The organism is Mycolicibacterium elephantis DSM 44368 (assembly GCF_004014805.1).
GTDB classification, from domain to species: domain Bacteria; phylum Actinomycetota; class Actinomycetes; order Mycobacteriales; family Mycobacteriaceae; genus Mycobacterium; species Mycobacterium elephantis.
The window spans coordinates 1-19,892 of the sequence record NZ_ATDN01000034.1 but is presented as its reverse complement, the minus strand read 5'-3'; the positions used below and the strand labels follow the sequence as shown (position 1 = coordinate 19,892).

The following is a 19,892-nucleotide window of genomic DNA, read 5'->3' as shown; positions in this document are numbered from 1 at the left end:
GTCACGCCCCCACAGCCTGCGCGAACCGCTCGTAGCCGTGCTCCTCCAGCTCGTCGGCCAGTTCGGGGCCGCCGGACTCGGCGATGCGGCCACCGACGAACACGTGCACGAACTGCGGCCGGATGTACCGCAGAATCCGGGTGTAGTGCGTGATGAGCAGGATGCCACCGTTCTCGGACTCGGCATACCGGTTCACCCCGTCGCTGACGACGCGCAGCGCGTCGACGTCCAGACCGGAGTCGGTCTCGTCGAGGATCGCGATCTTGGGCTTCAGCAACGACAGCTGAAGAATCTCGTGACGCTTCTTCTCACCGCCGGAAAAGCCCTCGTTGACGCTGCGTTCGGCGAACGACCGATCGATCTCGAGGGCCTCCATCGCGCCCTTGACCTCTTTGACCCAGTGCCGCAGTTTGGGCGGCTCGCCCCGGACGGCCGTGGCCGCCGTGCGCAGGAAGTTCGACATCGACACCCCGGGGACCTCCACGGGGTACTGCATCGCCAGGAACAGCCCGGCGCGGGCACGCTCGTCGACGGACATCGCCAGCACGTCCTCGCCGTCGAGTGTGATCGAACCCGATGTCACCGTGTACTTCGGGTGCCCGGCGATGGCGTAGGACAGCGTCGACTTCCCGGAACCGTTGGGGCCCATCAGCGCGTGCACCTCCCCCGACTTCACGGTGAGGTCGACGCCCTTGAGGATGGGGATCTCGTCAGCGGCTTCGGTCGCTGCGACGCTGACGTGCAGGTCTTTGATTTCAAGCGTGGTCATCTAGCTTCCTTGCAGTGTTTCGGTGAGCTCGAGCTCTTTTTCGATGGCGTCGGTGAGCCGCTCGCGTACGGCGGGCACGGTGATCTGTTGGATGATTTCGCCGAAGAACCCCCGCACGATCAGCCGTCGGGCCTGATCCTCGGGGATGCCGCGAGCCTGCAGATAGAACAGTTGCTCGTCGTCGAATCGTCCTGTCGCACTGGCATGCCCGGCGCCTGCGATCTCGCCGGTCTCGATCTCCAGGTTCGGCACCGAGTCGGCGCGGGCGCCGTCGGTGAGCACGAGGTTGCGGTTGGTCTCGAACGTGTCGGTGCCCTCGGCCTCCGCGCGGATCAGCACGTCGCCGATCCACACCGTGCGGGTGTCGGGTTTGGGCGACGCCGGATCGCCTTGCAGCGCACCCTTGTACGTCACCTGTGAACGACAGTTGGGCTCGGCGTGGTCGACTAGCAGACGCGACTCGAAGTGCTGTCCGTCGTCGGCGAAGTACAGGCCGAGCAGCACGGCGTCCCCGCCCGGCGCGCAGTAGCGCACCCGTCCCGTCATCCGCACCAGGTCGCCGCCCAGCGTGACGGCCGTGTGCCGGAACACCGCGTCCTTGCCCAGCGACGCGTGGTGCATGCTGACGTTGACCGCGTCGTCGGCCCAGTCGGCGATCGACACCACCTTCAGGGTCGCGGCGTCACCGACGACGAATTCGATGTTGTCGGCGTAGGTTCCGCTGCCGCGCTGGTCGATCACGACCACGGCCTCGGCGAGTTCTTCGACTCGCACCTGCAGATGGCCGTATGCCGTCGCGCCCTCACCGGGACCGGTCACCACGATGTCGATCGGGTCGTCCACCACCCTGTTCCGCCCCACGGTGACGATCGTCGCGTTGTTGAATGACGAGAACGCCTGCGCGGCAACACGGTCGGCGGGCACGCCCCCTTCGCCCAGCCGCGGGTCACCGCGGCGCACGGTTTCCACCGTCACGCCGTCACGTTGCGACACGTCGATGCGGGCACTTCCGGTTGCGGGCGCGGTGCCGTCGTGCAGACCGCGAAGCCGCCGAAGCGGGGTGAACCGCCAGATCTCGTCACGCCCCCGGGGCACCTCGAAGGCTTCGACGTCGAACGACGTGAACAGCTCGCCCTTGTTCTGGCCCTCGACGGCCGTGGTCAAGTTGTGAGTCGTCACCCAACCGCGCCTTCCATCTGCAGCTCGATCAGCCGGTTGAGCTCCAGCGCGTACTCCATCGGGAGTTCCTTGGCGATCGGCTCGACGAAGCCGCGCACCACCATGGCCATCGCCTCGTCCTCGGTCAGGCCGCGGCTCATCAGATAGAACAGCTGGTTCTCGCTGACCTTCGACACGGTGGCCTCGTGGCCCATCGTCACGTCGTCCTCGCGGATGTCGACGTACGGGTAGGTGTCGCTGCGGCTGACCGTATCAACAAGCAGCGCATCGCATTTCACGCTCGACTTGGAGCCGTGCGCACCCTTGTTGATCTGAACCAGGCCGCGGTAGGACGCACGTCCGCCGCCACGGGCCACCGATTTCGACACGATGTTGCTCGACGTATTCGGCGCCAGGTGCAGCATCTTCGCGCCGGTGTCCTGGTGCTGGCCCTCGCCGGCGAACGCGACCGACAGCACCTCGCCCTTGGCGTGCTCACCGGTCATCCAGACCGCCGGGTACTTCATCGTGACCTTCGAGCCGATATTGCCGTCGATCCACTCCATCGTCGCGCCGGCCTCGGCACGGGCGCGCTTGGTGACGAGGTTGTAGACGTTGTTCGACCAGTTCTGGATCGTGGTGTACCGGCACCGGCCGCCGGGCTTGACGATGATCTCCACCACCGCGGAGTGCAGCGAATCCGACTTGTAGATGGGCGCGGTGCAGCCCTCGACGTAGTGCACGTAGGCGCCTTCGTCGACGATGATCAACGTCCGCTCGAACTGGCCCATGTTCTCGGTGTTGATCCGGAAGTAGGCCTGCAGCGGGATGTCGACGTGCACACCCGGCGGCACATAGATGAACGAACCACCCGACCACACCGCGGTGTTCAGCGCGGAGAACTTGTTGTCGCCGGCCGGGATCACCGTGCCGAAATATTGCTTGAAGATGTCCTCGTGCTCCTTCAAGCCCGTGTCGGTGTCCAGGAAGATGACGCCTTGCGCCTCGAGGTCTTCGCGGATCTGGTGGTAGACCACCTCTGACTCGTACTGGGCGGCCACACCGGCGACCAACCGCTGCTTTTCGGCTTCTGGAATCCCGAGCCTGTCGTAGGTGTTCCGGATGTCCTCCGGCAGGTCCTCCCAGGAGGCGGCCTGCTTCTCGGTCGAGCGCACGAAGTACTTGATGTTGTCGAAGTCAATGCCTTCGAGGTTGGAGCCCCACTTGGGCATCGGCTTCTTGTTGAAGGTGCGCAGCGCACGCAGCCGGCTCTCGAGCATCCACTCCGGCTCGTTCTTCTTCGCCGAGATGTCACGCACCACCGCTTCGGACAGCCCGCGCTGAGCGGACGCGCCCGCGTCGTCGGAGTCCACCCAGCCGTAGCCGTACCGGCTCAGCGAGGCGATGGCCTCTTCCTGGCTGAGCGGTTCGCCTACCTTTTGAACCTCGGGGGTGGTCGTCATCGCGACGCTCCTTGCTTGCTTGTAGGGGCTTCGGCGCGGGCTGTGCGCCGAAGGGTCTTCTGCTTCGCCTTGCTCTTCTCGGCAAGGGGCACGTGCGTGGTACACGCGCAGTCGCCGTTGACGATGGTGGCCAGCCGCTGCACGTGCGTACCGAGCACCTCGGCGAACGCCTCCCGTTCGGCCTCGCAGAGCTCCGGGAACTCCTCGGCGACATGCGACACCGGGCAGTGGTGTTGACACAGCTGGATGCCGTCGACCGGACCGGCGACCGGTGTCGTGGTGGTGGCGTAGCCGGCCTCTGTCAGCGCCGCCGCCACTCGGTCCGCAGTAGATGCAACGTCATCGGACCCATCGGTTACTCCCGCCAGGATGCTGTCGACGCGCTGCCTGGCGAAGGTCCGCACGGCGTCGTCGCCGCCGATCTCGCGCAGTCGCCGCATCGCCGCGGCGGCCAGGTCGTCGTACCGGTGGCCGAGCTTGGCCCGGCCCGCGGCGGTGAGCCGATAGCGCTTGGGAGGGCGGCCGCGGCCGCTGTGCTGCCAGGCCGCCGCGGCGCTGGCTTGCGCGTCGCCGGCCTCCATCAGCGCATCGAGATGCCTGCGCACGCCCGCTGCGGAGATGCCGAGCCGTTCGCTTATCTCACCTGCGGTGATGGGCCCGGATTCCAGCAGCATCTGAACGATCGCGCCACGCGTGTGGCGGTCGCTGCCGACTTCCGGACTGATTTTCACAACACCATTGTGACGGAATTCGAAAACCCATGTAAAGCAAGGGCACCCTTATCCGGTGGGATCGTGCCTAATATCACCGGATGACCGAACAGAACCGCCGTCTGGTGCTGGCACAACGACCCTCCGGCCTGGTGAACGAATCAACCACGCGCATGGAGATTCAACCAGTACCCGAGATATCCGACGGCGAGGCCCTGGTCAAAGTCCGCTACCTGTCCATCGACCCGACCATCCGCACCTGGATGGACGACGTCCCCAGCTACCTGCCGCCGATCCAGATCGACGAGGTCATCCGCAGCGGCGGGGTCGGTGAAATCGTCGAAAGCCGCTGCGAGGCCTACCAGCCCGGCCAGTCGGTGTTCGGCATGACCGGCTGGCAGGACTACGTCGTCATCGACGCCGGCGAGCGCGCGATGCAGGTGCTGCCCGACGGCGTGCCTCCCCCGCTGGCCATCGGTGTGCTGGGCGTCACCGGGATGACGGCGTACTTCGGCATGACCGACGTGGGCGGTGTCAAACCCGGCGATGTCGTCGTCATCTCCGGCGCCGCGGGCGCCACCGGCTCCACCGCGGGCCAGATCGCCAAGCTCAAGGGCGCCGCCAAGGTTGTCGGCATCGCGGGCGGACCGCAGAAATGCCGCTACATCGTCGAAGAACTCGGCTTCGACGACGCCATCGACTACAAGAACGAGAACGTCGCCGCCCGGCTGCGCGAGACATGTCCGGACGGCATCGACCTGTACTTCGACAACGTCGGCGGGTCGATCCTCGACGACTGCCTGGCCAACCTGGCGATGCGCGCGCGCGTGGTGCTGTGCGGCGCGATCTCGACCTACAACAGCGACGACTCTCCGCCGGGCCCGTCCAACTATCTCAGCCTGTTGATCCGCCGTGGACGCATGGAGGGCTTCATCGTCCTCGACTACCTCGACCGCTTTCCGCCCGCGCAGGCCGAAATGGGTGGATGGCTCGCCGAGGGAAAGATCAAGTCCTCCGAGCACATCGTCAAGGGCCTCGAGAACGCCCCGGACGCGCTCAACCTGTTGTTCTCCGGTGGGAACACCGGAAAGGTGATCGTCGAGGTCTGAGAACTGCGGCCGCTACGCTGCTGTGGTGGCTGCCCGCCTCAAATCCCTGTCGTCGTCGATCGCCCGCTGGCACGCCGACGAGCCGCCGGTCGGCTCGCCACTGAACGACGCCGAGGTCATCGCGCTGCGCCGCACGCGCATCTTCGGAGCCACCGGCACAGTGCTGATGGCGATCGGGGCCCTGGGCGTCGGCGCCCGGCCGGTGGTGCAGGACCCCACCTTCGGGGTGCGGCTGCTCAACCTCCCGTCGCGGATCCAGACGGTGTCGCTGACCATGACCACCACCGGCGCGGTGATGATGGCGCTGGCGTGGCTGATGCTGGGCCGCTTCGTGCTCGGCGATCGCCGCATGTCGCGCAGCCAGCTCGACCGCACCCTGCTGCTTTGGGTGCTGCCGCTGCTCATCGCCCCGCCGATGTACAGCCGCGACATCTACTCCTACCTGGCGCAAAGCGAGATCGCGAGCAAGGGCCTGGACCCCTACCGGGTGGGTCCCGCCACCGGTCTCGGTCTCGACCACGTCTTCACGCTGTCGGTGCCGACCATGTGGCGCGAGACGCCCGCGCCCTACGGCCCGCTTTTCGTGTGGCTGGGCGAAGGCATTTCGGCGATCACCGGCGAGAACATCGTCGCCGCGGTGCTGTGCCACCGGCTGGTGGTGCTGCTCGGGGTGGCGCTCATCATGTGGGCCACGCCCCGGCTGGCGCACCGGTGCGGGGTGGCCGAGGTCAGCGCGCTGTGGCTGGGTGCGGCCAACCCGCTGCTGATCATGCATCTGGTCGCAGGCATCCACAACGAAGCGCTCATGCTCGGCCTGATGCTGGCGGGCACGGAGTTCGCCCTGCGCGGGGTCGACGGCGCCACCTCGCTTCTTCCGCGACCGCTGTCGTGGCCGCACACCCGCGCGGACTGGATGCAGTGGCAGCCGCTGGCGATGCTGCTGCTCGGGGTCGTGCTGATCACGATGTCCTCGCAGGTCAAGCTGCCGTCGCTGCTCGCACTGGGCTTCGCGGCGATGGCGCTGGCGCACCGCTGGGGCGGCACCGTCAAGGCCTTTGTCGTCTCGTCAGGTTCGCTGGCCGCGGTGTCGGTGGCGGTGATGGCGCTGATCGGCTGGGCCAGCGGGCTGGGCTTCGGCTGGTTGTTCACCCTCGGCACCGCCAACGTCGTACGCAGCTGGATGTCGCTGCCCACCCTGTTGGCCCTTGGCACCGGCCAGGTCGGCATCCTGCTCGGGCTGGGTGATCACACCACCGCGGTGCTCGGTCTGACCCGCGGGATCGGCGTGCTGCTCATCGCGATCCTGGTGACGTGGCTGCTGTTGGCGGTGCTGCGGGGCCGGCTGCACCCGGTCGGCGGGCTCGGCGTCGCGCTCGGGATGACGGTGCTGCTCTTCCCCGTGGTCCAGCCGTGGTACGTGCTGTGGGCGGTGATCCCGCTGGCGGCGTGGGCCACCCGGCCCGCGTTCCGCAGCACGACGATCGTCGTGACCCTGGTGGTCGGCATCTTCGGCCCGACGGCCAACGGGGACCGGTTCACGCTCTTCCAGATCCTGCTCGCCGTCGTGGCGAGCACCGTGACCGTGCTGGTGTTGATGGTGCTGACCTACAACCGCCTGCCCTGGCGCAAAGTGCCGACCGACGACGAGCCGGCGCCCGACCGCATCACGAACACGCTCCCGGACAAGCCGTCGCTACCGCCCCCACCACCGGTGAAGCCCGACGCCTACGCTGATTCCCCGTGACCGATCTCGGATCGCGGGCTTCGTCGGTGCCCGTGCGCCTGCGCGGCGTCAGCAAGCGTTACGGCTCGACGACCGCGGTGTCGAACCTGGATCTGGAGGTCCAGGCCGCAGAGGTCTTCGCGTTACTCGGCCCCAACGGCGCGGGCAAGACCACCACGGTCGAGATGTGCGAGGGGTTCGTCAAGCCCGACTCGGGAACCATCGAGATTCTCGGGCTCGACCCGTTCGATGACAACGCCCAGGTGCGGGCGCGCATCGGGGTGATGCTGCAGGGCGGCGGCGCATATCCGGCGGCGCGCGCCGGCGAGATGCTCGACCTCGTCGCCGCCTACGCCGCCAACCCGCTCGACTCGAAGTGGTTGATGGACACCCTGGGGCTGACCGATGCCGCGCGCACCACCTACCGACGGCTGTCGGGCGGCCAGCAGCAGCGGTTGGCGCTGGCGTGCGCGGTCGTCGGCCGCCCCGAACTGGTCTTCCTCGACGAGCCGACCGCCGGTTTGGACGCCCACGCCCGAATCGTGGTGTGGGAGTTGATCGATGCGCTGCGCCGCGACGGGGTGACGGTGGTGCTGACGACCCACCAGCTCACCGAGGCCGAGGAGCTGGCCGACCGGATTCTGATCATCGACCACGGGTCGGCGGTGGCGACGGGCACGCCCGAGGAGTTGATGCGCAGCGGCGCGCAGAACCAGCTGCGCTTCCGGGCGCCGCGCAGGCTGGACCTTTCGCTGCTGATCTCGGCGCTGCCGGAGAACTATCAGGCCTCCGAGGCCGCGCCCGGCGAGTATCTGGTGGAGGGCGCGATCAACCCGCAGGTGCTGGCCACCGTGACGGCGTGGTGTGCGCGCCTGGACGTGCTGGCCACCGACATGCGCGTCGAACAGCGCAGCCTCGAGGACGTGTTCCTCGAGCTCACCGGTAGGGAGTTGCGACCGTGACCGCTCCGAATCGCTTTGCCCCAGGGACGTTTTCACCGGACCCGCGCCCCGCGCCGGTGCCGAAGATGCTGGCCGCGCAGTTCGGGCTGGAGCTTCGGCTGCTGCTGCGCAACGGCGAGCAACTGCTGCTGACGATGTTCATCCCGATCACCCTGCTCGTGGGGTTGATCCTGCTGCCGCTGGGATCGTTCGGCCCGGACCGGCCGGCGACGTTCGTGCCCGCGATCATGGCGCTCGCGGTGATCTCGACGGCGTTCACCGGGCAGGCGATCGCGGTGGCCTTCGACCGCCGTTACGGCGCGCTCAAACGACTCGGCGCGACGGCCCTTCCGGTGTGGGGCATCATCGCCGGCAAGTCCCTCGCCGTGGTGGCGGTGGTCTTTCTGCAGTCGATCGTGTTGGGCGGCATCGGCTTTGCGTTGGGCTGGCGCCCGGAGCCGGCGGGGCTGGCGCTCGGCGCGGCCATCATCGCGTTGGGCACCGCGGGATTCGCGGCGCTGGGGCTGCTCCTTGGCGGCACACTGCGCGCCGAGATCGTGTTGGCGGTCGCCAACCTGTTGTGGTTCGTGTTCGCCGGGCTCGGCGCATTGACCCTCGAGGGCGGCATGGTGCCGCAGGCAGTCCAGTTGATCGCCCGGCTGACCCCGTCGGGTGCGCTGACCGAGGCGCTGTCGCAGGCGATGACGCTGTCAGTGGACTGGTTCGGCCTTCTGGTGCTGTTCGTGTGGGGCCTGGTCGCCGCGCTGTGTGCGCTGCGCTGGTTCCGGTTCACCTGAGTGCTGGTGCCGTTCGTCGCGCCTCGCCGGCCATGACGACCGTGCTCGGCGTCGACGCCTGGCGCGGCGGCTGGGTCGGCGTGCAGCTGCGCGACGGCCGCTTCGCCGCCGCCCACTGCGCCGTGCTGATCAGCGATCTCGTCACGCATGTCCCGGATGCCGACGTGATCGCCGTCGACATTCCGCTCGGCCTGACGCATTCCGGGGAACGCGTCGCCGACCGGGCGGCCCGCGCGATGCTGGGCCGCCGCGGATCCAGCGTGTTCATCACGCCGCCGCGGCCGGTCTTCGACGAGCCCGACTACGACGCGGCGAAGCGCCGCTGCCAGTCTCTGGTCGGCTGGATGCCCAGCAGGCAGGCCTGGGGGCTGCGCGCGAAAGTGCTTGAGGCCAACCGGCTTTACGACGCCGGCACGGTGCTGCACGAAGTCCATCCGGAGCTGTCGTTTCAGCGGCTCGGCCTGCGCTACGAGGACGGCACCAAGAAGTCCTGGCGCGGGCAGCGGGCGAGGCTGCGGGTGCTGGCCCGCGCGGGAATCGTCTTGCCCGAGGACCTCGGCGCGCCCGTCGCGAAGGTGCCTGCCGACGACGTGCTGGACGCGGCGGCGGCCGCGTGGAGCGCCGAGCGCATCGCGCACGGGCAGGCGACCTGTCTGCCGGATCCGCCGCAGCGCAACGAACGCGGTCAGCCGATGGCGATCTGGCAGTGACGGGCGGGCCTCCGTCACCCGCTACTACGGCCTGTAGTTGGCTGATCTAGGATCGGGTCGTGCGACGCCTCTTTCTGCGGCTGGTCGACCTGCTGCCGCTGCCCAGCCTGCGGGCTCAGCGCGTCATCGCGTTCCTGGTCATCCTGACCCAGGGCGGCATCTCGGTCACCGGCGCGATCGTGCGCGTCACCGCCTCCGGCCTCGGGTGCCCAACGTGGCCGCAGTGCTTTCCGGGCAGCTTCACCCCAGTTCCGGTGGCCGAGGTGCCGGTATTGCACCAGGTGGTCGAGTTCGGCAACCGCCTGGTCACGTTTCTGGTGGTGCTGGCCGCGGCCGCAGCGGTGCTCGCGGTCACCCGCGCCCGGCGCCGACGTGAGGTGCTCGTCTACGCGTGGCTGATGCCCGCGTCGACCGTCGTGCAGGCGGTGATCGGCGGCATCACGGTGCTGACCGGACTGCTGTGGTGGACGGTGGCCGTCCACCTGCTGGCGTCGATGACCATGGTGTGGCTCGCGGTGCTGCTCTTCGTCAAGGTCGGCGAGCCCGACGACGGCGTCGTCGTGCGCCGTGTGCCGAAACCGTTGCGGCAGTTGACGTTTCTCAGCACTGTGACGTTGGCCGCGGTGCTGGTGACCGGGACGTTGGTGACCGGCGCGGGCCCGCACGCCGGCGACAGGAGCATCGCCCGCACGATCCCGCGGCTCGAGGTCGAGATCACCACCTTGGTGCACCTGCACTCGTCGCTGCTGGTGGCGTATCTGGCGCTGCTGGTCGGTCTCGGCTTCGGCCTGCTGGCCGTGCACGCCGCTCGCCCGGTGCTCGTCCGGCTGGCGGTGCTGCTCGTGTTGGTGTGCGCGCAGGGGCTGGTGGGTGTGGTGCAGTTCTACACCGGAGTTCCCGCGGCGCTGGTAGCGGTGCATGTGGCGGGTGCCGCGCTGTGCACCGCCGCCACCGCCGCGCTATGGGCGTCGATGCGACAGCGGGCCGAGCCCGAGCCGGTCCAGGGCTGACTCCACGCCGAGGACGAACACACGCTGCTGTCGTGCCCGGGTAGTGGCGTCCAGTCGCTGCCAACCCAGCGACGGCGCGACGAGGTCGAGGCGCCGCAGGCGCGGATCGGTCCGCTCCCCGACCACATCGGCGCGCGCGTACAGCAGGTCGGTCGGCGCCAGCCGCAGACGCTCGGCTGCGGCGGCCAGCGCCGCGTGGCCCAGGTCCCACACCTCGAAATCCGGCTCGGCCTCACCGCGGTCGCTGAACGCGTGCGACTGGCTGCCACCGAGGAACACCAGCGCGGTTTCGGGGGTCGCGTGGTCATGCGCCGATGTCGCCGTCGGCACGCCGGCGTCGGCCAGGTCCGCCAGGTAGCGCTCGTCGGTGTTCCAGGCCACCACCTCGGGCGCGTTCACGAGGTTGCGCACCCGACGCGTCCAGTCCAGGAACTCGTCGAGCCGATCGCCGTAATCGCGGGTGGCGCGCAGGATCACGAGGTCGGCCTTCAGGGTGGCCGGGTCGTCCCAGGGCAACCACCGGGCATGTAGCCCGTGCTTACGCAACGCCGGGATCAGCCCGGCGTCGTCGCGGTCACCCTCGGGCAGCGCCGGTGAACCCGCCAACACGATGCGCGGGTGGAAGACGTCGGGACGGGCCAGCTTCACAACGGCAAGGATATTGGCAGGATGTGAGCATGCACGCAATCGAGATCACCGAGACGGGCGAACCCGAGGTCCTCAGCTACGTCGAGAAATCCAAGCCCGCTCCCGGCCCCGGCGAGGTACTGATCAAAGCCGAGGCGATCGGCGTGAACTTCCTCGACACCTATTTCCGCTCCGGGCTGTATCCGCGGGAGACACCGTTCGTCGTCGGCAACGAGGTGTGCGGGACCGTCGAGGCCGTCGGCCAGGACGTCGCCGCATTGAAGGTCGGCGACCGCGTCGTCACCGCACAGGCGAACGGCGCCTACGCCGAATACAGCGTCGCCGCAGCCGATTTCTGCGCCTACGTGCCGGACGGGGTCAGCCCCGAGGTGGCCGCGGCGTCATTGCTCAAGGGGATGACCGCGCACTACCTGATCAAGTCGACATACCCGGTGCAGCAGGGCGACGCCGTGCTGTTGCACGCGGGCGCCGGCGGGGTGGGCCTGATCCTGACGCAGTGGGCGACCAGCATGGCCGCCCGGGTGATCACCACGGTGTCCACCCCGGAGAAGGCCGAGATGTCGCGCAACGCCGGTGCCGTGGAGGTGCTCGACTACCCGGACGACCCGGCCGAGTTCGGCGCGAAGATCAAGGAGCTCACCGACGGCGGTGTCTCGGTGGTGTACGACGGCGTGGGCGCGGCCACCTTCGACGCCAGCCTGGCCAGCCTGGCGGTACGGGGCACGCTGGCGTTGTTCGGCGCCTCCAGCGGACCCGTTCCGCCGTTCGACCCGCAACGGCTCAACACCGCGGGTTCGGTGTTCCTGACCCGCCCGACCCTCGTGCACTACACCCGCACACCCGACGAATTCGCCTGGCGCGCGGGGGAACTGCTCGAAGCGATCGCCGACGGCACCCTCAACATCACGGTCAGCGAGCGCTACCGCCTCGAAGACGCCGAGACCGCGCACCGCGATCTGGAGGGCCGGAAAACGATCGGTTCGGTGGTGCTGGTGCCGTAACCGGCGCGGGTCGGAGTCGGGGTCAGAACACCGTCGGCAGCGCCAGCACCGAGTCGATGGCCAGCGCGCAGAACACCACGGCCAGATAGTTGTTGGACTGCAGGAAGAGCCGCAGCGGCTTGACCGGTTCACCGCGGCGGACGCCGGCGTTGAGCTGGTGGGCCATCAGCAGGAACCAGGCGCCCGCCAGCAGCGCCACCGCCGCGTACAGCCACCCGGTCGCGGGCACCAGCGCCAACGTCGCGGCCACCGTCAGCCACGTGTAGATGACGATCTGTTTAGTGACCTGGCGCTCGGTGGCCACCGCGGGCAGCATCGGCACCCCGGCCGCGCGGTAGTCCTCCTTGTAGCGCATGGCCAGCGCCCACGTGTGCGGCGGCGTCCAGAAGAAGATGATCGCGAACATCACCAGCGCGGGCCATTCAATGGTGCCGGTGACCGCCGACCAGCCGATCATCACCGGCATGCAGCCGGCCGCGCCGCCCCACACCACGTTCTGCGACGTGCGGCGCTTGAGCAGCAGTGTGTACACCAGCACGTAGAACGCGATCGTGAGGCCGGCCAGGTGCGCCGACAACAGGTTCGTGGTCCACCACAGCCAGAAGAACGAGGTGACCGACAGCGCGAGCCCGAACACCAGCGCGTGGCTGCGCGGCACGGTGGCGCGGGCCAGCGGCCTGCGCTCGGTGCGCTTCATCACCTTGTCGATGTCGGCGTCGGCCACACAGTTGAGCGTGTTGGCGCCCGCGGCGGCCAGCAGCCCGCCGACCAGCGTGTTGAGAATCAACAGCGGGTCGACGCTTCCGCGGTGCGCCAGCAGCATCGCCGGGATCGTGGTGACCAGCAACAGCTCGATGACCCGCGGCTTCGTCAACGCGACGTAGCCGATCACCTTGGTGATGACCTGGCGCCGCAGCCGCGCGGCGGTCGAGGTCCGGTCCAGCGTCCCCTCGGCGAGGTGGCCTTCCCGAATTCTCACGCAGGTAACTCCTCAGAAATGGCGCCAGCGCGCGGCGTCTACTACAGACGATGGTAGACCTCGCCTCAACCGCGGCCTAATCCTCCCCCGAGCTGACTGCCGAGGATGACTATCCCACACTAGGGTGTTTTTACGAGCAGCGTGCCGAGCCCGACCCTCGACCAGGAGCGCCTAGTGACCACACTCGAAGAGATTTCCGCCCTCACCCGCCCGAACCACCCGGACGACTGGACGGAGGTCGATTCGCGTGCGGTCGACACGGTGCGGGTGCTCGCCGCGGACGCGGTGCAGAAAGTCGGCAACGGCCACCCCGGCACCGCGATGAGCCTGGCTCCCTTGGCGTACACGCTGTTTCAGCGTCAGATGCGCCACGACCCCACCGACCAACACTGGCTGGGCCGCGACCGTTTCGTGCTGTCCTGCGGTCATTCCAGCCTGACCCTGTACATCCAGCTCTACCTGGGCGGCTTCGGGCTGGAGCTCTCCGACATCGAGGCGCTGCGCACCTGGAAGTCCAAGACGCCGGGGCACCCCGAGTTCCGTCACACCAAGGGCGTGGAGATCACCACCGGCCCGCTGGGCCAGGGGCTGGCGTCGGCGGTCGGCATGGCGATGGCGTCGCGGTACGAGCGCGGCCTGTTCGATCCCGACGCCGCACCGGGCACCAGCCCGTTCGACCACTACATCTACGTGATCGCCTCCGACGGCGACATCGAGGAGGGCGTCACCAGCGAGGCCTGCTCGCTGGCCGGCACCCAGCAGCTGGGCAACCTGATCGTCTTCTACGACCACAACCAGATCTCAATCGAGGACGACACCAACATCGCGCTGTCGGAGGACACCGCCGCGCGCTACCGCGCCTACGGCTGGCACGTGCAGGAGGTCGAGGGCGGCGAGAACGTCACCGGGATAGAGGAAGCCATCGAGGCCGCACGCAAGGTGACCGACAGGCCGTCGTTCATCGCGCTGCGCACCGTCATCGGCTATCCCGCGCCCAACCTGATGAACACCGGCAAGGCGCACGGCGCCGCGCTCGGCGAGGACGAGGTCGCCGCGGTCAAGAAGATCCTCGGCTTCGACCCGGACAAGTCGTTCGAGGTGGCTCCCGAGGTGCTCGAGCACACCCGCAAACTGGTCGACCGCGGCAAGGAGGCCCGCGCGAAGTGGCAGAGCGAGTTCGACGCCTGGGCCGAGCGCGAGCCGGAACGCAAGGCGCTGCTGGACCGGCTGTTGGCGCACAAGCTGCCGGAGGGCTGGGACGCCGACCTGACGCACTGGGAGCCCGGCTCCAAGGAGATCGCCACCCGCGCCGCCTTCGGCCAGGTGCTCAACGACGTCGCGCCGAAACTGCCCGAGCTCTGGGGCGGCTCAGCCGACCTGGCCGGTAGTAACAACACGACGATCAAGAGCGCCAAATCGTTTGGCCCACCGTCGATTTCGACCAAGGAGTACACCGCCGACCCGTACGGCAGGGTGCTGCACTTCGGTGTTCGCGAACACGCCATGGGCGCGATCCTGTCCGGCATCGTGCTGCACGGTCCGACCCGCGCGTTCGGCGGCACGTTCCTGCAGTTCTCGGACTACATGCGCCCGGCGGTGCGGCTGGCCTCGCTGATGGACATCGACACCATCTACATCTGGACCCACGACTCGATCGGGCTCGGTGAGGACGGTCCCACCCACCAGCCGATCGAACACCTCGCGGCCCTGCGCGCCATCCCGAACCTGTCGGTGGTGCGTCCCGGCGATCCGAACGAAACCGCCTACGCGTGGCGCACGATCATCGAACGCGGCGCCAACAGCGGTCCGGTCGGCCTGATCCTGACCCGCCAGCCCATCCCGGTGCTGGAGGGGACCAGCGCCGAAGGCGTGGCCAGGGGCGGATACGTGCTCGGCGGCGCCCCCGACAAGCAGCCGGATGTGGCGTTGATCGGCACGGGCTCAGAGCTGCAGTTGTGTGTGGAAGCGCAGAAGATCCTGGCGGGCAAGGGAATCACCGCGTCGGTGGTGTCCATGCCGTGCGTGGAGTGGTTCGAGGCGCAGCCGGTGGAGTACCGCGACAGCGTGCTGCCGCCCGCGGTGTCCGCCCGGGTCGCTGTGGAGGCGGCGGTCGCGCAGAGCTGGCACAAGCTGGTCGGTGACACCGGCGAGATCGTGTCGATCGAGCATTACGGGGAATCCGCCGATTACAAGACGCTGTTCCGCGAGTACGGGTTCACCCCAGAAGCTGTGGTGGCCGCCGCGGAGCGTTCGCTGGACAACTGAAGGAAAGGTAAACCAATGGCCCAGAATCCGAACCTGGAGGCGCTGTCCGCCGCGGGCGTGTCGGTGTGGCTCGACGACCTCTCCAGGGAGCGCCTGCAGACCGGCAACCTGCAGCAGCTGATCGACACCAGGTGCGTGGTGGGCGTCACCACCAACCCGACGATCTTCCAGAAGGCGCTGGCCGACGGCACTGCCTACGACGCTCAGGTCACCGAGCTCGCCGAGCGCGGTGCCGACGTGGACGCCACGGTCCGCACCGTTACCACCGACGACGTGCGCAACGCCTGCGACGTCTTCGCCAAGGTCCACGAGGCCTCCGACGGAGTGGACGGCCGGGTGTCCATCGAGGTGGACCCGCGGCTGGCGCACGACACCGACAAGACGATCCTGCAAGCCATCGAGCTGTGGAAGATCGTCGACCGGCCCAACCTGTTCATCAAGATCCCGGCCACCATGGCCGGCCTGCCCGCGATCACCGCAGTGCTCGCAGAGGGCATTTCGGTCAACGTCACGTTGATCTTCTCCGTCGAGCGGCACCGAATGGTCATGGACGCCTACCTGGCCGGGCTGGAGAAGGCCAGGGAGGCCGGCCACGACCTGTCCAAGATCCATTCCGTCGCATCCTTTTTCGTGTCGCGGGTGGACACCGAGATCGACAACCGACTGGAGAAGATCGGGTCGGCCGAGGCGCTGGCGCTGCGCGGTAAGGCGGGTATCGCCAACGCGCGGCTGGCCTACGCCGCCTACGAGGAGGTGTTCGTCGGTGGCTCGCGCTACGAGGCGCTCAAGGCCGACGGCGCCCGGGTGCAGCGTCCGCTGTGGGCGTCCACCGGCGTGAAGAACCCCGAGTACTCCGACACGCTCTACGTCACCGAACTGGTCGCCCCCAACACGGTGAACACCATGCCGGAGAACACGCTTGAGGCGGTCGCCGACCACGGCGTCATCACCGGCGACACGGTCACCGGCAGGGCCGCGGAGTCCCAGGATCTGTTCGACAAGCTCGCAGGCGTCGGCATCGATCTGCCTGACGTGTTCAAGGTGTTGGAAGACGAAGGGGTTGAGAAGTTCGAGAAGTCCTGGCTCGAACTGCTCGAGGCGACGCAGGGTCAGCTCGACGCCGCGAAGAAATGACCTCGGCGGCCCAACGAGCCGCCTCGGGCGGCGAGGGATGGCGTAACCCGTTGCGGGACAAGCGGGACAAGAGAATGCCCCGCATCCCCGGACCATGCGGAATGGTCATCTTCGGCGTTACCGGAGACCTCGCCCGCAAGAAGCTCATGCCGGCCATCTACGACCTGGCCAACCGCGGCCTGCTGCCGGCCAGCTTCAGCCTGGTGGGCTTCGCCAGGCGGGAATGGGCCGACGAGAACTTCAGCCAGGTGGTCTACGAGGCCGTCAAGAAGAATGCGCGCACCCCGTTCCGCCAAGAGGTCTGGGATCGTCTGGCCGAGGGAATCCGGTTCGTCCAAGGCACTTTCGACGACGAAGCGGCGTTCGCGCCGCTCGCCGAGACGCTGGAGAAGCTGGACGCCGAACGCGGCACCGCGGGCAACCACGCGTTCTATCTCTCCATCCCGCCCAACGCTTTTCAGGTGGTCTGCGAACAGCTGCAGAAGTCCGGTCTGGCGCGTCCGCAGGACGGTCACTGGAGCCGGGTGGTCATCGAGAAGCCGTTCGGTCACGACCTGCAGAGCGCCCGTGAGCTCAACGCGGTCGTCAACGCCGTGTTTCCCGAGGAGTCGGTGTTCCGGATCGACCACTACCTCGGCAAGGAGACCGTGCAGAACATCCTGGCGCTGCGCTTCGCCAACGAGCTGTACGAGCCGGTCTGGAACGCCAACTACGTGGACAGCGTGCAGATCACGATGTCGGAGGATATCGGTCTCGGCGGGCGGGCCGGCTACTACGACGGCGTCGGCGCCGCCAGGGACGTGATCCAGAATCACCTGCTGCAGCTGCTGGCCCTGGTGTGCATGGAGGAGCCCGTCAACTTCGGGCCGCGCCATCTGCAGGCCGAGAAGATCAAGGTGTTGTCGGCGACGCGGTTGATGCGCCCGCTGGATCAGACGACCGCGCGCGGGCAGTACGCCGCCGGTTGGCAGGGCAGCGTGAAGGTTCCCGGGTTGCTCGATGAGGAAGGGTTCTCGAAGGATTCGGCGACGGAGACCTTCGCCGCGATCACCCTCGAGGTCGACAACCGGCGCTGGGCCGGGGTGCCGTTCTTCCTCCGCACGGGCAAGCGGCTGGCCCGCAGGGTCACCGAGGTCGCGCTGATCTTCAAGAAGGCGCCCTTTCTGCCGTTCGACAAGACCATGACCGAGGAGCTCGGGCAGAACGCGCTGGTGATCAGAATCCAGCCCGACGAGGGCATCACCACGCGGTTCGGATCGAAGGTGCCGGGCACCCAGATGGAAGTGCGCGACGTCAACATGGACTTCTCCTACGGCTCTGCGTTCGCCGAGGACTCCCCGGAGGCCTACGAGCGGTTGATCCTGGATGTGCTGCTCGGCGAACCGTCGCTGTTCCCGGTCAATGCTGAAGTCGAATTGTCTTGGGAGATACTCGATCCCGTGCTGGACTACTGGGCGGCCCACGGCAAACCGGAGCCCTACAAGGCCGGGACGTGGGGCCCGCAGTCGGCGGTCGACATGCTGCACCGGATGGGGCGGGAATGGAGGCGGCCGTGATCGTCAGCCTGCCGGATACCACCACCACCGACGTCAGCCGGAAGATCACGGGGCTGCGCGAGGAGGGTGGCGCGATCACGCTGAGCCGGGTGCTGACGCTGGTCATCGCGCCCGATTCCGACCAGTGCCTCGAGGACGCGGTAGAGGCGGCCAACTACGCCAGCCGTGAACACCCGTGCCGGGTGATCGTGGCGATCGCCGGCGACCGGGATGCCGCACAACCTCGACTGGACGGTGAGATCCGTGTCGGCGCCGACGCGGGTGCGGGCGAGGTGGTGGTGCTGCGGCTGCACGGCGAACTCGCCGAACACGCCGACAGCGTGGTGCTGCCGTTCTTGCTGCCCGACACCCCGGTGGTGGCGTGGTGGCCCGGTGCCGCCCCACCGGTTCCCGCGCAGGATCCGTTGGGCAAGTTGGCGATTCGCCGTATCACCGATGCCACCAACAGCCCCGACCCGCTGGCCGCCATCAAGAGCCGGCTGGACGGCTACTCCGCCGGTGACACGGATCTGGCGTGGAGCCGGGTGACCTACTGGCGGGCGCTGCTGGCGGCCGCCGTCGAACTGGAGCCGCACGAAGAGATCGATTCGGCGCTGGTGTCGGGCCTGAAGAACGAACCGGCGCTCGACATCCTGGCCGGTTGGCTGGCCAGCAGGATCGACGGTCAGGTCCAGCGGGTGGCAGGTGAGCTCAAGGTGGAACTGGTCCGCCCCGGCGAGACGATCACGCTGCAGCGGCCGCAGACCGGCGTCACGGCCACGCTGACCCGCACCAGCAGGCCCGAGGCGCGTATCCCGCTGGCGCGCCGGGAGGCCAAGGAATGTCTGGCCGAGGATCTGCGCAGGCTCGACCCCGACGAGATCTACCACGAAGCTCTACAGGGCATAGACAGGGTGCAATACGCATGAGCACGATCGTCGAGAAGTACCCGGACACCACCGCTTTGGTCGAGGCCGCCGGTGATCGGCTGATCGGCGCGATCAACGATGCGCTGGCCGAACGGGGCACCGCCCACATCGTGCTGACCGGAGGCGGCACGGGCATCGCCCTGCTCGACCGGGTCCGGGCGCGGGGCTCCGAAATCGACTGGGCGAAGGTGCATCTGTATTGGGGCGACGACCGGTTCGTCCCCGCAGACGACGACGAGCGAAACCACAAGCAGGCCGTCGAGGCGCTGCTGAACCACATCGACATCCCCGCGGCCAACGTGCATCCGATGGCGCCGAGCGGCGGCGCGTTCGACGACGACATCGAGGCCGCCGCGCGGGATTACGAGCGCGTGCTGGCCGCCGCCGAATCCGGCGAGCCGAGCCCGTATTTCGATGTGCACCTGCTGGGGATGGGGCCCGAGGGCCACATCAACTCGCTGTTTCCGCATACCGCCGCCGTGCGCGAGAAGGACCGGCTGGTGGTGGCCGTGACCGACTCCCCCAAACCGCCACCGCGGCGCATCACGCTGACGCTGCCCGCCGTGCAACGGTCCCGGCAGGTGTGGCTGGTGGTCTCGGGCGCGGGCAAGGCCGACGCGGTGGCCGCGGCGGTCGGCGGTGCTGACCCCGACGACTGGCCCGCGGCGGGCGCGGTTGGCCGCGAGGCGACGGTCTGGCTGCTCGACGAGGACGCGGCCGCCAACCTCTGAGACTCGTCTAGCGACCCCCGGCCTTGTCGGCGGCGTCGTGTCTTGAGTCAAGAAGTTGGCAGGTTTTTGTTGTTGAGGTATGCCTGTTTCGACGGGTTTTCTCCGCGGCAGCAATCTTTGTCCGTCGTGATCGCGCCATATCCACAACCCTTCCGACACCGCCCGCAGTTATCCACAGCTGCAACCCTGCCAAAAAGTATGAGTCAGTGGGGCGGGGTAGTGTCGAACGTATGTTCGAAGTGGTGTCGGATGCGGAGCTCATCGACTACATGGGTGAGGA

At 68.1% G+C, this 19,892-nt stretch carries 18 protein-coding genes; 12 read left to right on the top strand and 6 right to left on the bottom strand.

The features are described from left to right. Position 1: 1 nt before the first annotated feature. Genes sufC through MELE44368_RS19680 form a run of 4 tightly spaced genes read right to left on the bottom strand, consistent with a single transcriptional unit; the run spans position 2 to position 4,115 of the window. Positions 2–769 carry a Fe-S cluster assembly ATPase SufC gene (gene sufC / locus MELE44368_RS19695; RefSeq protein WP_128110046.1) on the bottom strand — a complete coding sequence of 256 codons (768 nt, stop codon included), beginning with the start codon at positions 767–769 and terminating at the stop codon, positions 2–4. Next, positions 770–1,948 carry a Fe-S cluster assembly protein SufD gene (sufD, locus tag MELE44368_RS19690; RefSeq protein ID WP_128110045.1) on the bottom strand — a complete coding sequence of 393 codons (1,179 nt, stop codon included), beginning with the start codon at positions 1,946–1,948 and terminating at the stop codon, positions 770–772. It lies immediately after the preceding gene. Then, on the bottom strand, positions 1,945–3,390 hold the full coding sequence (sufB, locus tag MELE44368_RS19685) for a Fe-S cluster assembly protein SufB (protein WP_128110044.1): 1,446 nt from the start codon (positions 3,388–3,390) through the stop codon (positions 1,945–1,947). The genes sufD and sufB overlap by 4 nt, the downstream gene beginning before the upstream one ends. Continuing rightward, on the bottom strand, positions 3,387–4,115 hold the full coding sequence (locus MELE44368_RS19680) for a helix-turn-helix transcriptional regulator (protein ID WP_409366141.1): 729 nt from the start codon (positions 4,113–4,115) through the stop codon (positions 3,387–3,389). Before MELE44368_RS19680 ends, sufB begins: the two co-directional genes overlap by 4 nt. 86 nt (positions 4,116–4,201) lie before the next feature. On the opposite strand from MELE44368_RS19680, the gene MELE44368_RS19675 reads away from it, so the two are divergent. From MELE44368_RS19675 to MELE44368_RS19650, 6 genes are read left to right on the top strand one after another with little or no spacing between them, the layout of a single operon-like run. Continuing rightward, positions 4,202–5,209, top strand: a complete 1,008-nt coding sequence (locus MELE44368_RS19675) for an NADP-dependent oxidoreductase (RefSeq protein ID WP_128110042.1) — start codon at positions 4,202–4,204, stop codon at positions 5,207–5,209. Between the two features lie 25 nt (positions 5,210–5,234). Beyond that, positions 5,235–6,953 carry a polyprenol phosphomannose-dependent alpha 1,6 mannosyltransferase MptB gene (mptB, locus tag MELE44368_RS19670; protein WP_164890164.1) on the top strand — a complete coding sequence of 573 codons (1,719 nt, stop codon included), beginning with the start codon at positions 5,235–5,237 and terminating at the stop codon, positions 6,951–6,953. Beyond that, positions 6,950–7,894, top strand: coding sequence for an ABC transporter ATP-binding protein (locus tag MELE44368_RS19665; protein ID WP_241566699.1), 945 nt, complete (start codon positions 6,950–6,952; stop codon positions 7,892–7,894). The genes mptB and MELE44368_RS19665 overlap by 4 nt, the downstream gene beginning before the upstream one ends. Then, entirely contained in the window at positions 7,891–8,670 is a 780-nt protein-coding gene (locus tag MELE44368_RS19660) for an ABC transporter permease (protein ID WP_241566698.1), read from the top strand. The genes MELE44368_RS19665 and MELE44368_RS19660 overlap by 4 nt, the downstream gene beginning before the upstream one ends. Positions 8,671–8,702: 32 nt before the next feature. Continuing rightward, positions 8,703–9,380, top strand: coding sequence for a DUF429 domain-containing protein (locus tag MELE44368_RS19655; protein ID WP_128110040.1), 678 nt, complete (start codon positions 8,703–8,705; stop codon positions 9,378–9,380). 59 nt (positions 9,381–9,439) lie between these two features. Beyond that, positions 9,440–10,390, top strand: coding sequence for a COX15/CtaA family protein (locus tag MELE44368_RS19650; protein WP_128110039.1), 951 nt, complete (start codon positions 9,440–9,442; stop codon positions 10,388–10,390). Here the strand turns inward: MELE44368_RS19650 and MELE44368_RS19645 are convergent. Further along, on the bottom strand, positions 10,340–11,038 hold the full coding sequence (locus MELE44368_RS19645; protein ID WP_128110038.1) for a DcsG N-terminal domain-containing protein: 699 nt from the start codon (positions 11,036–11,038) through the stop codon (positions 10,340–10,342). The two genes, MELE44368_RS19650 and MELE44368_RS19645, sit on opposite strands and share 51 nt — an antisense overlap. A gap of 29 nt (positions 11,039–11,067) precedes the next feature. Between MELE44368_RS19645 and MELE44368_RS19640 the strand changes: the two genes are divergently transcribed. Further along, complete coding sequence (locus MELE44368_RS19640; protein WP_128110037.1) at positions 11,068–12,039, top strand: quinone oxidoreductase family protein; 972 nt, start codon at positions 11,068–11,070, stop codon at positions 12,037–12,039. A gap of 22 nt (positions 12,040–12,061) precedes the next feature. Here MELE44368_RS19640 and MELE44368_RS19635 read toward each other — a convergent pair whose 3' ends face one another. Next, positions 12,062–12,982, bottom strand: a complete 921-nt coding sequence (locus MELE44368_RS19635; protein ID WP_128110214.1) for a heme o synthase — start codon at positions 12,980–12,982, stop codon at positions 12,062–12,064. A 210-nt stretch (positions 12,983–13,192) separates the two neighbouring features. On the opposite strand from MELE44368_RS19635, the gene tkt reads away from it, so the two are divergent. From tkt to pgl, 5 genes are read left to right on the top strand one after another with little or no spacing between them, the layout of a single operon-like run. Then, complete coding sequence (gene tkt / locus MELE44368_RS19630) at positions 13,193–15,283, top strand: transketolase (RefSeq protein WP_128110036.1); 2,091 nt, start codon at positions 13,193–13,195, stop codon at positions 15,281–15,283. A gap of 15 nt (positions 15,284–15,298) precedes the next feature. Beyond that, positions 15,299–16,417, top strand: a complete 1,119-nt coding sequence (gene tal / locus MELE44368_RS19625) for a transaldolase (protein ID WP_128110035.1) — start codon at positions 15,299–15,301, stop codon at positions 16,415–16,417. Further along, positions 16,414–17,973: a glucose-6-phosphate dehydrogenase gene (zwf, locus tag MELE44368_RS19620; RefSeq protein WP_128110034.1), complete on the top strand. Its 1,560-nt coding sequence runs from the start codon at positions 16,414–16,416 to the stop codon at positions 17,971–17,973. The genes tal and zwf overlap by 4 nt, the downstream gene beginning before the upstream one ends. Next, positions 17,970–18,881 (top strand): glucose-6-phosphate dehydrogenase assembly protein OpcA, encoded by a 912-nt coding sequence (gene opcA / locus MELE44368_RS19615; RefSeq protein WP_128110033.1) that lies wholly within the window; start codon positions 17,970–17,972, stop codon positions 18,879–18,881. The genes zwf and opcA overlap by 4 nt, the downstream gene beginning before the upstream one ends. Continuing rightward, positions 18,878–19,612 (top strand): 6-phosphogluconolactonase, encoded by a 735-nt coding sequence (gene pgl / locus MELE44368_RS19610; RefSeq protein WP_128110032.1) that lies wholly within the window; start codon positions 18,878–18,880, stop codon positions 19,610–19,612. The genes opcA and pgl overlap by 4 nt, the downstream gene beginning before the upstream one ends. Positions 19,613–19,892: the final 280 nt, after the last annotated feature.

Excerpts from the sequence above, each read along its gene's own strand:
- sufC (WP_128110046.1), bottom strand. The coding sequence starts at position 769 with ATGACCACGCTTGAAATCAAAGACCTGCACGTCAGCGTCGCAGCGACC.
- MELE44368_RS19675 (WP_128110042.1), top strand. The coding sequence starts at position 4,202 with ATGACCGAACAGAACCGCCGTCTGGTGCTGGCACAACGACCCTCCGGC.
- zwf (WP_128110034.1), top strand. The coding sequence starts at position 16,414 with ATGACCTCGGCGGCCCAACGAGCCGCCTCGGGCGGCGAGGGATGGCGT.
- tal (WP_128110035.1), top strand. The coding sequence starts at position 15,299 with ATGGCCCAGAATCCGAACCTGGAGGCGCTGTCCGCCGCGGGCGTGTCG.
- MELE44368_RS19655 (WP_128110040.1), top strand. The coding sequence starts at position 8,703 with ATGACGACCGTGCTCGGCGTCGACGCCTGGCGCGGCGGCTGGGTCGGC.
- pgl (WP_128110032.1), top strand. The coding sequence starts at position 18,878 with ATGAGCACGATCGTCGAGAAGTACCCGGACACCACCGCTTTGGTCGAG.
- MELE44368_RS19640 (WP_128110037.1), top strand. The coding sequence starts at position 11,068 with ATGCACGCAATCGAGATCACCGAGACGGGCGAACCCGAGGTCCTCAGC.
- sufB (WP_128110044.1), bottom strand. The coding sequence starts at position 3,390 with ATGACGACCACCCCCGAGGTTCAAAAGGTAGGCGAACCGCTCAGCCAG.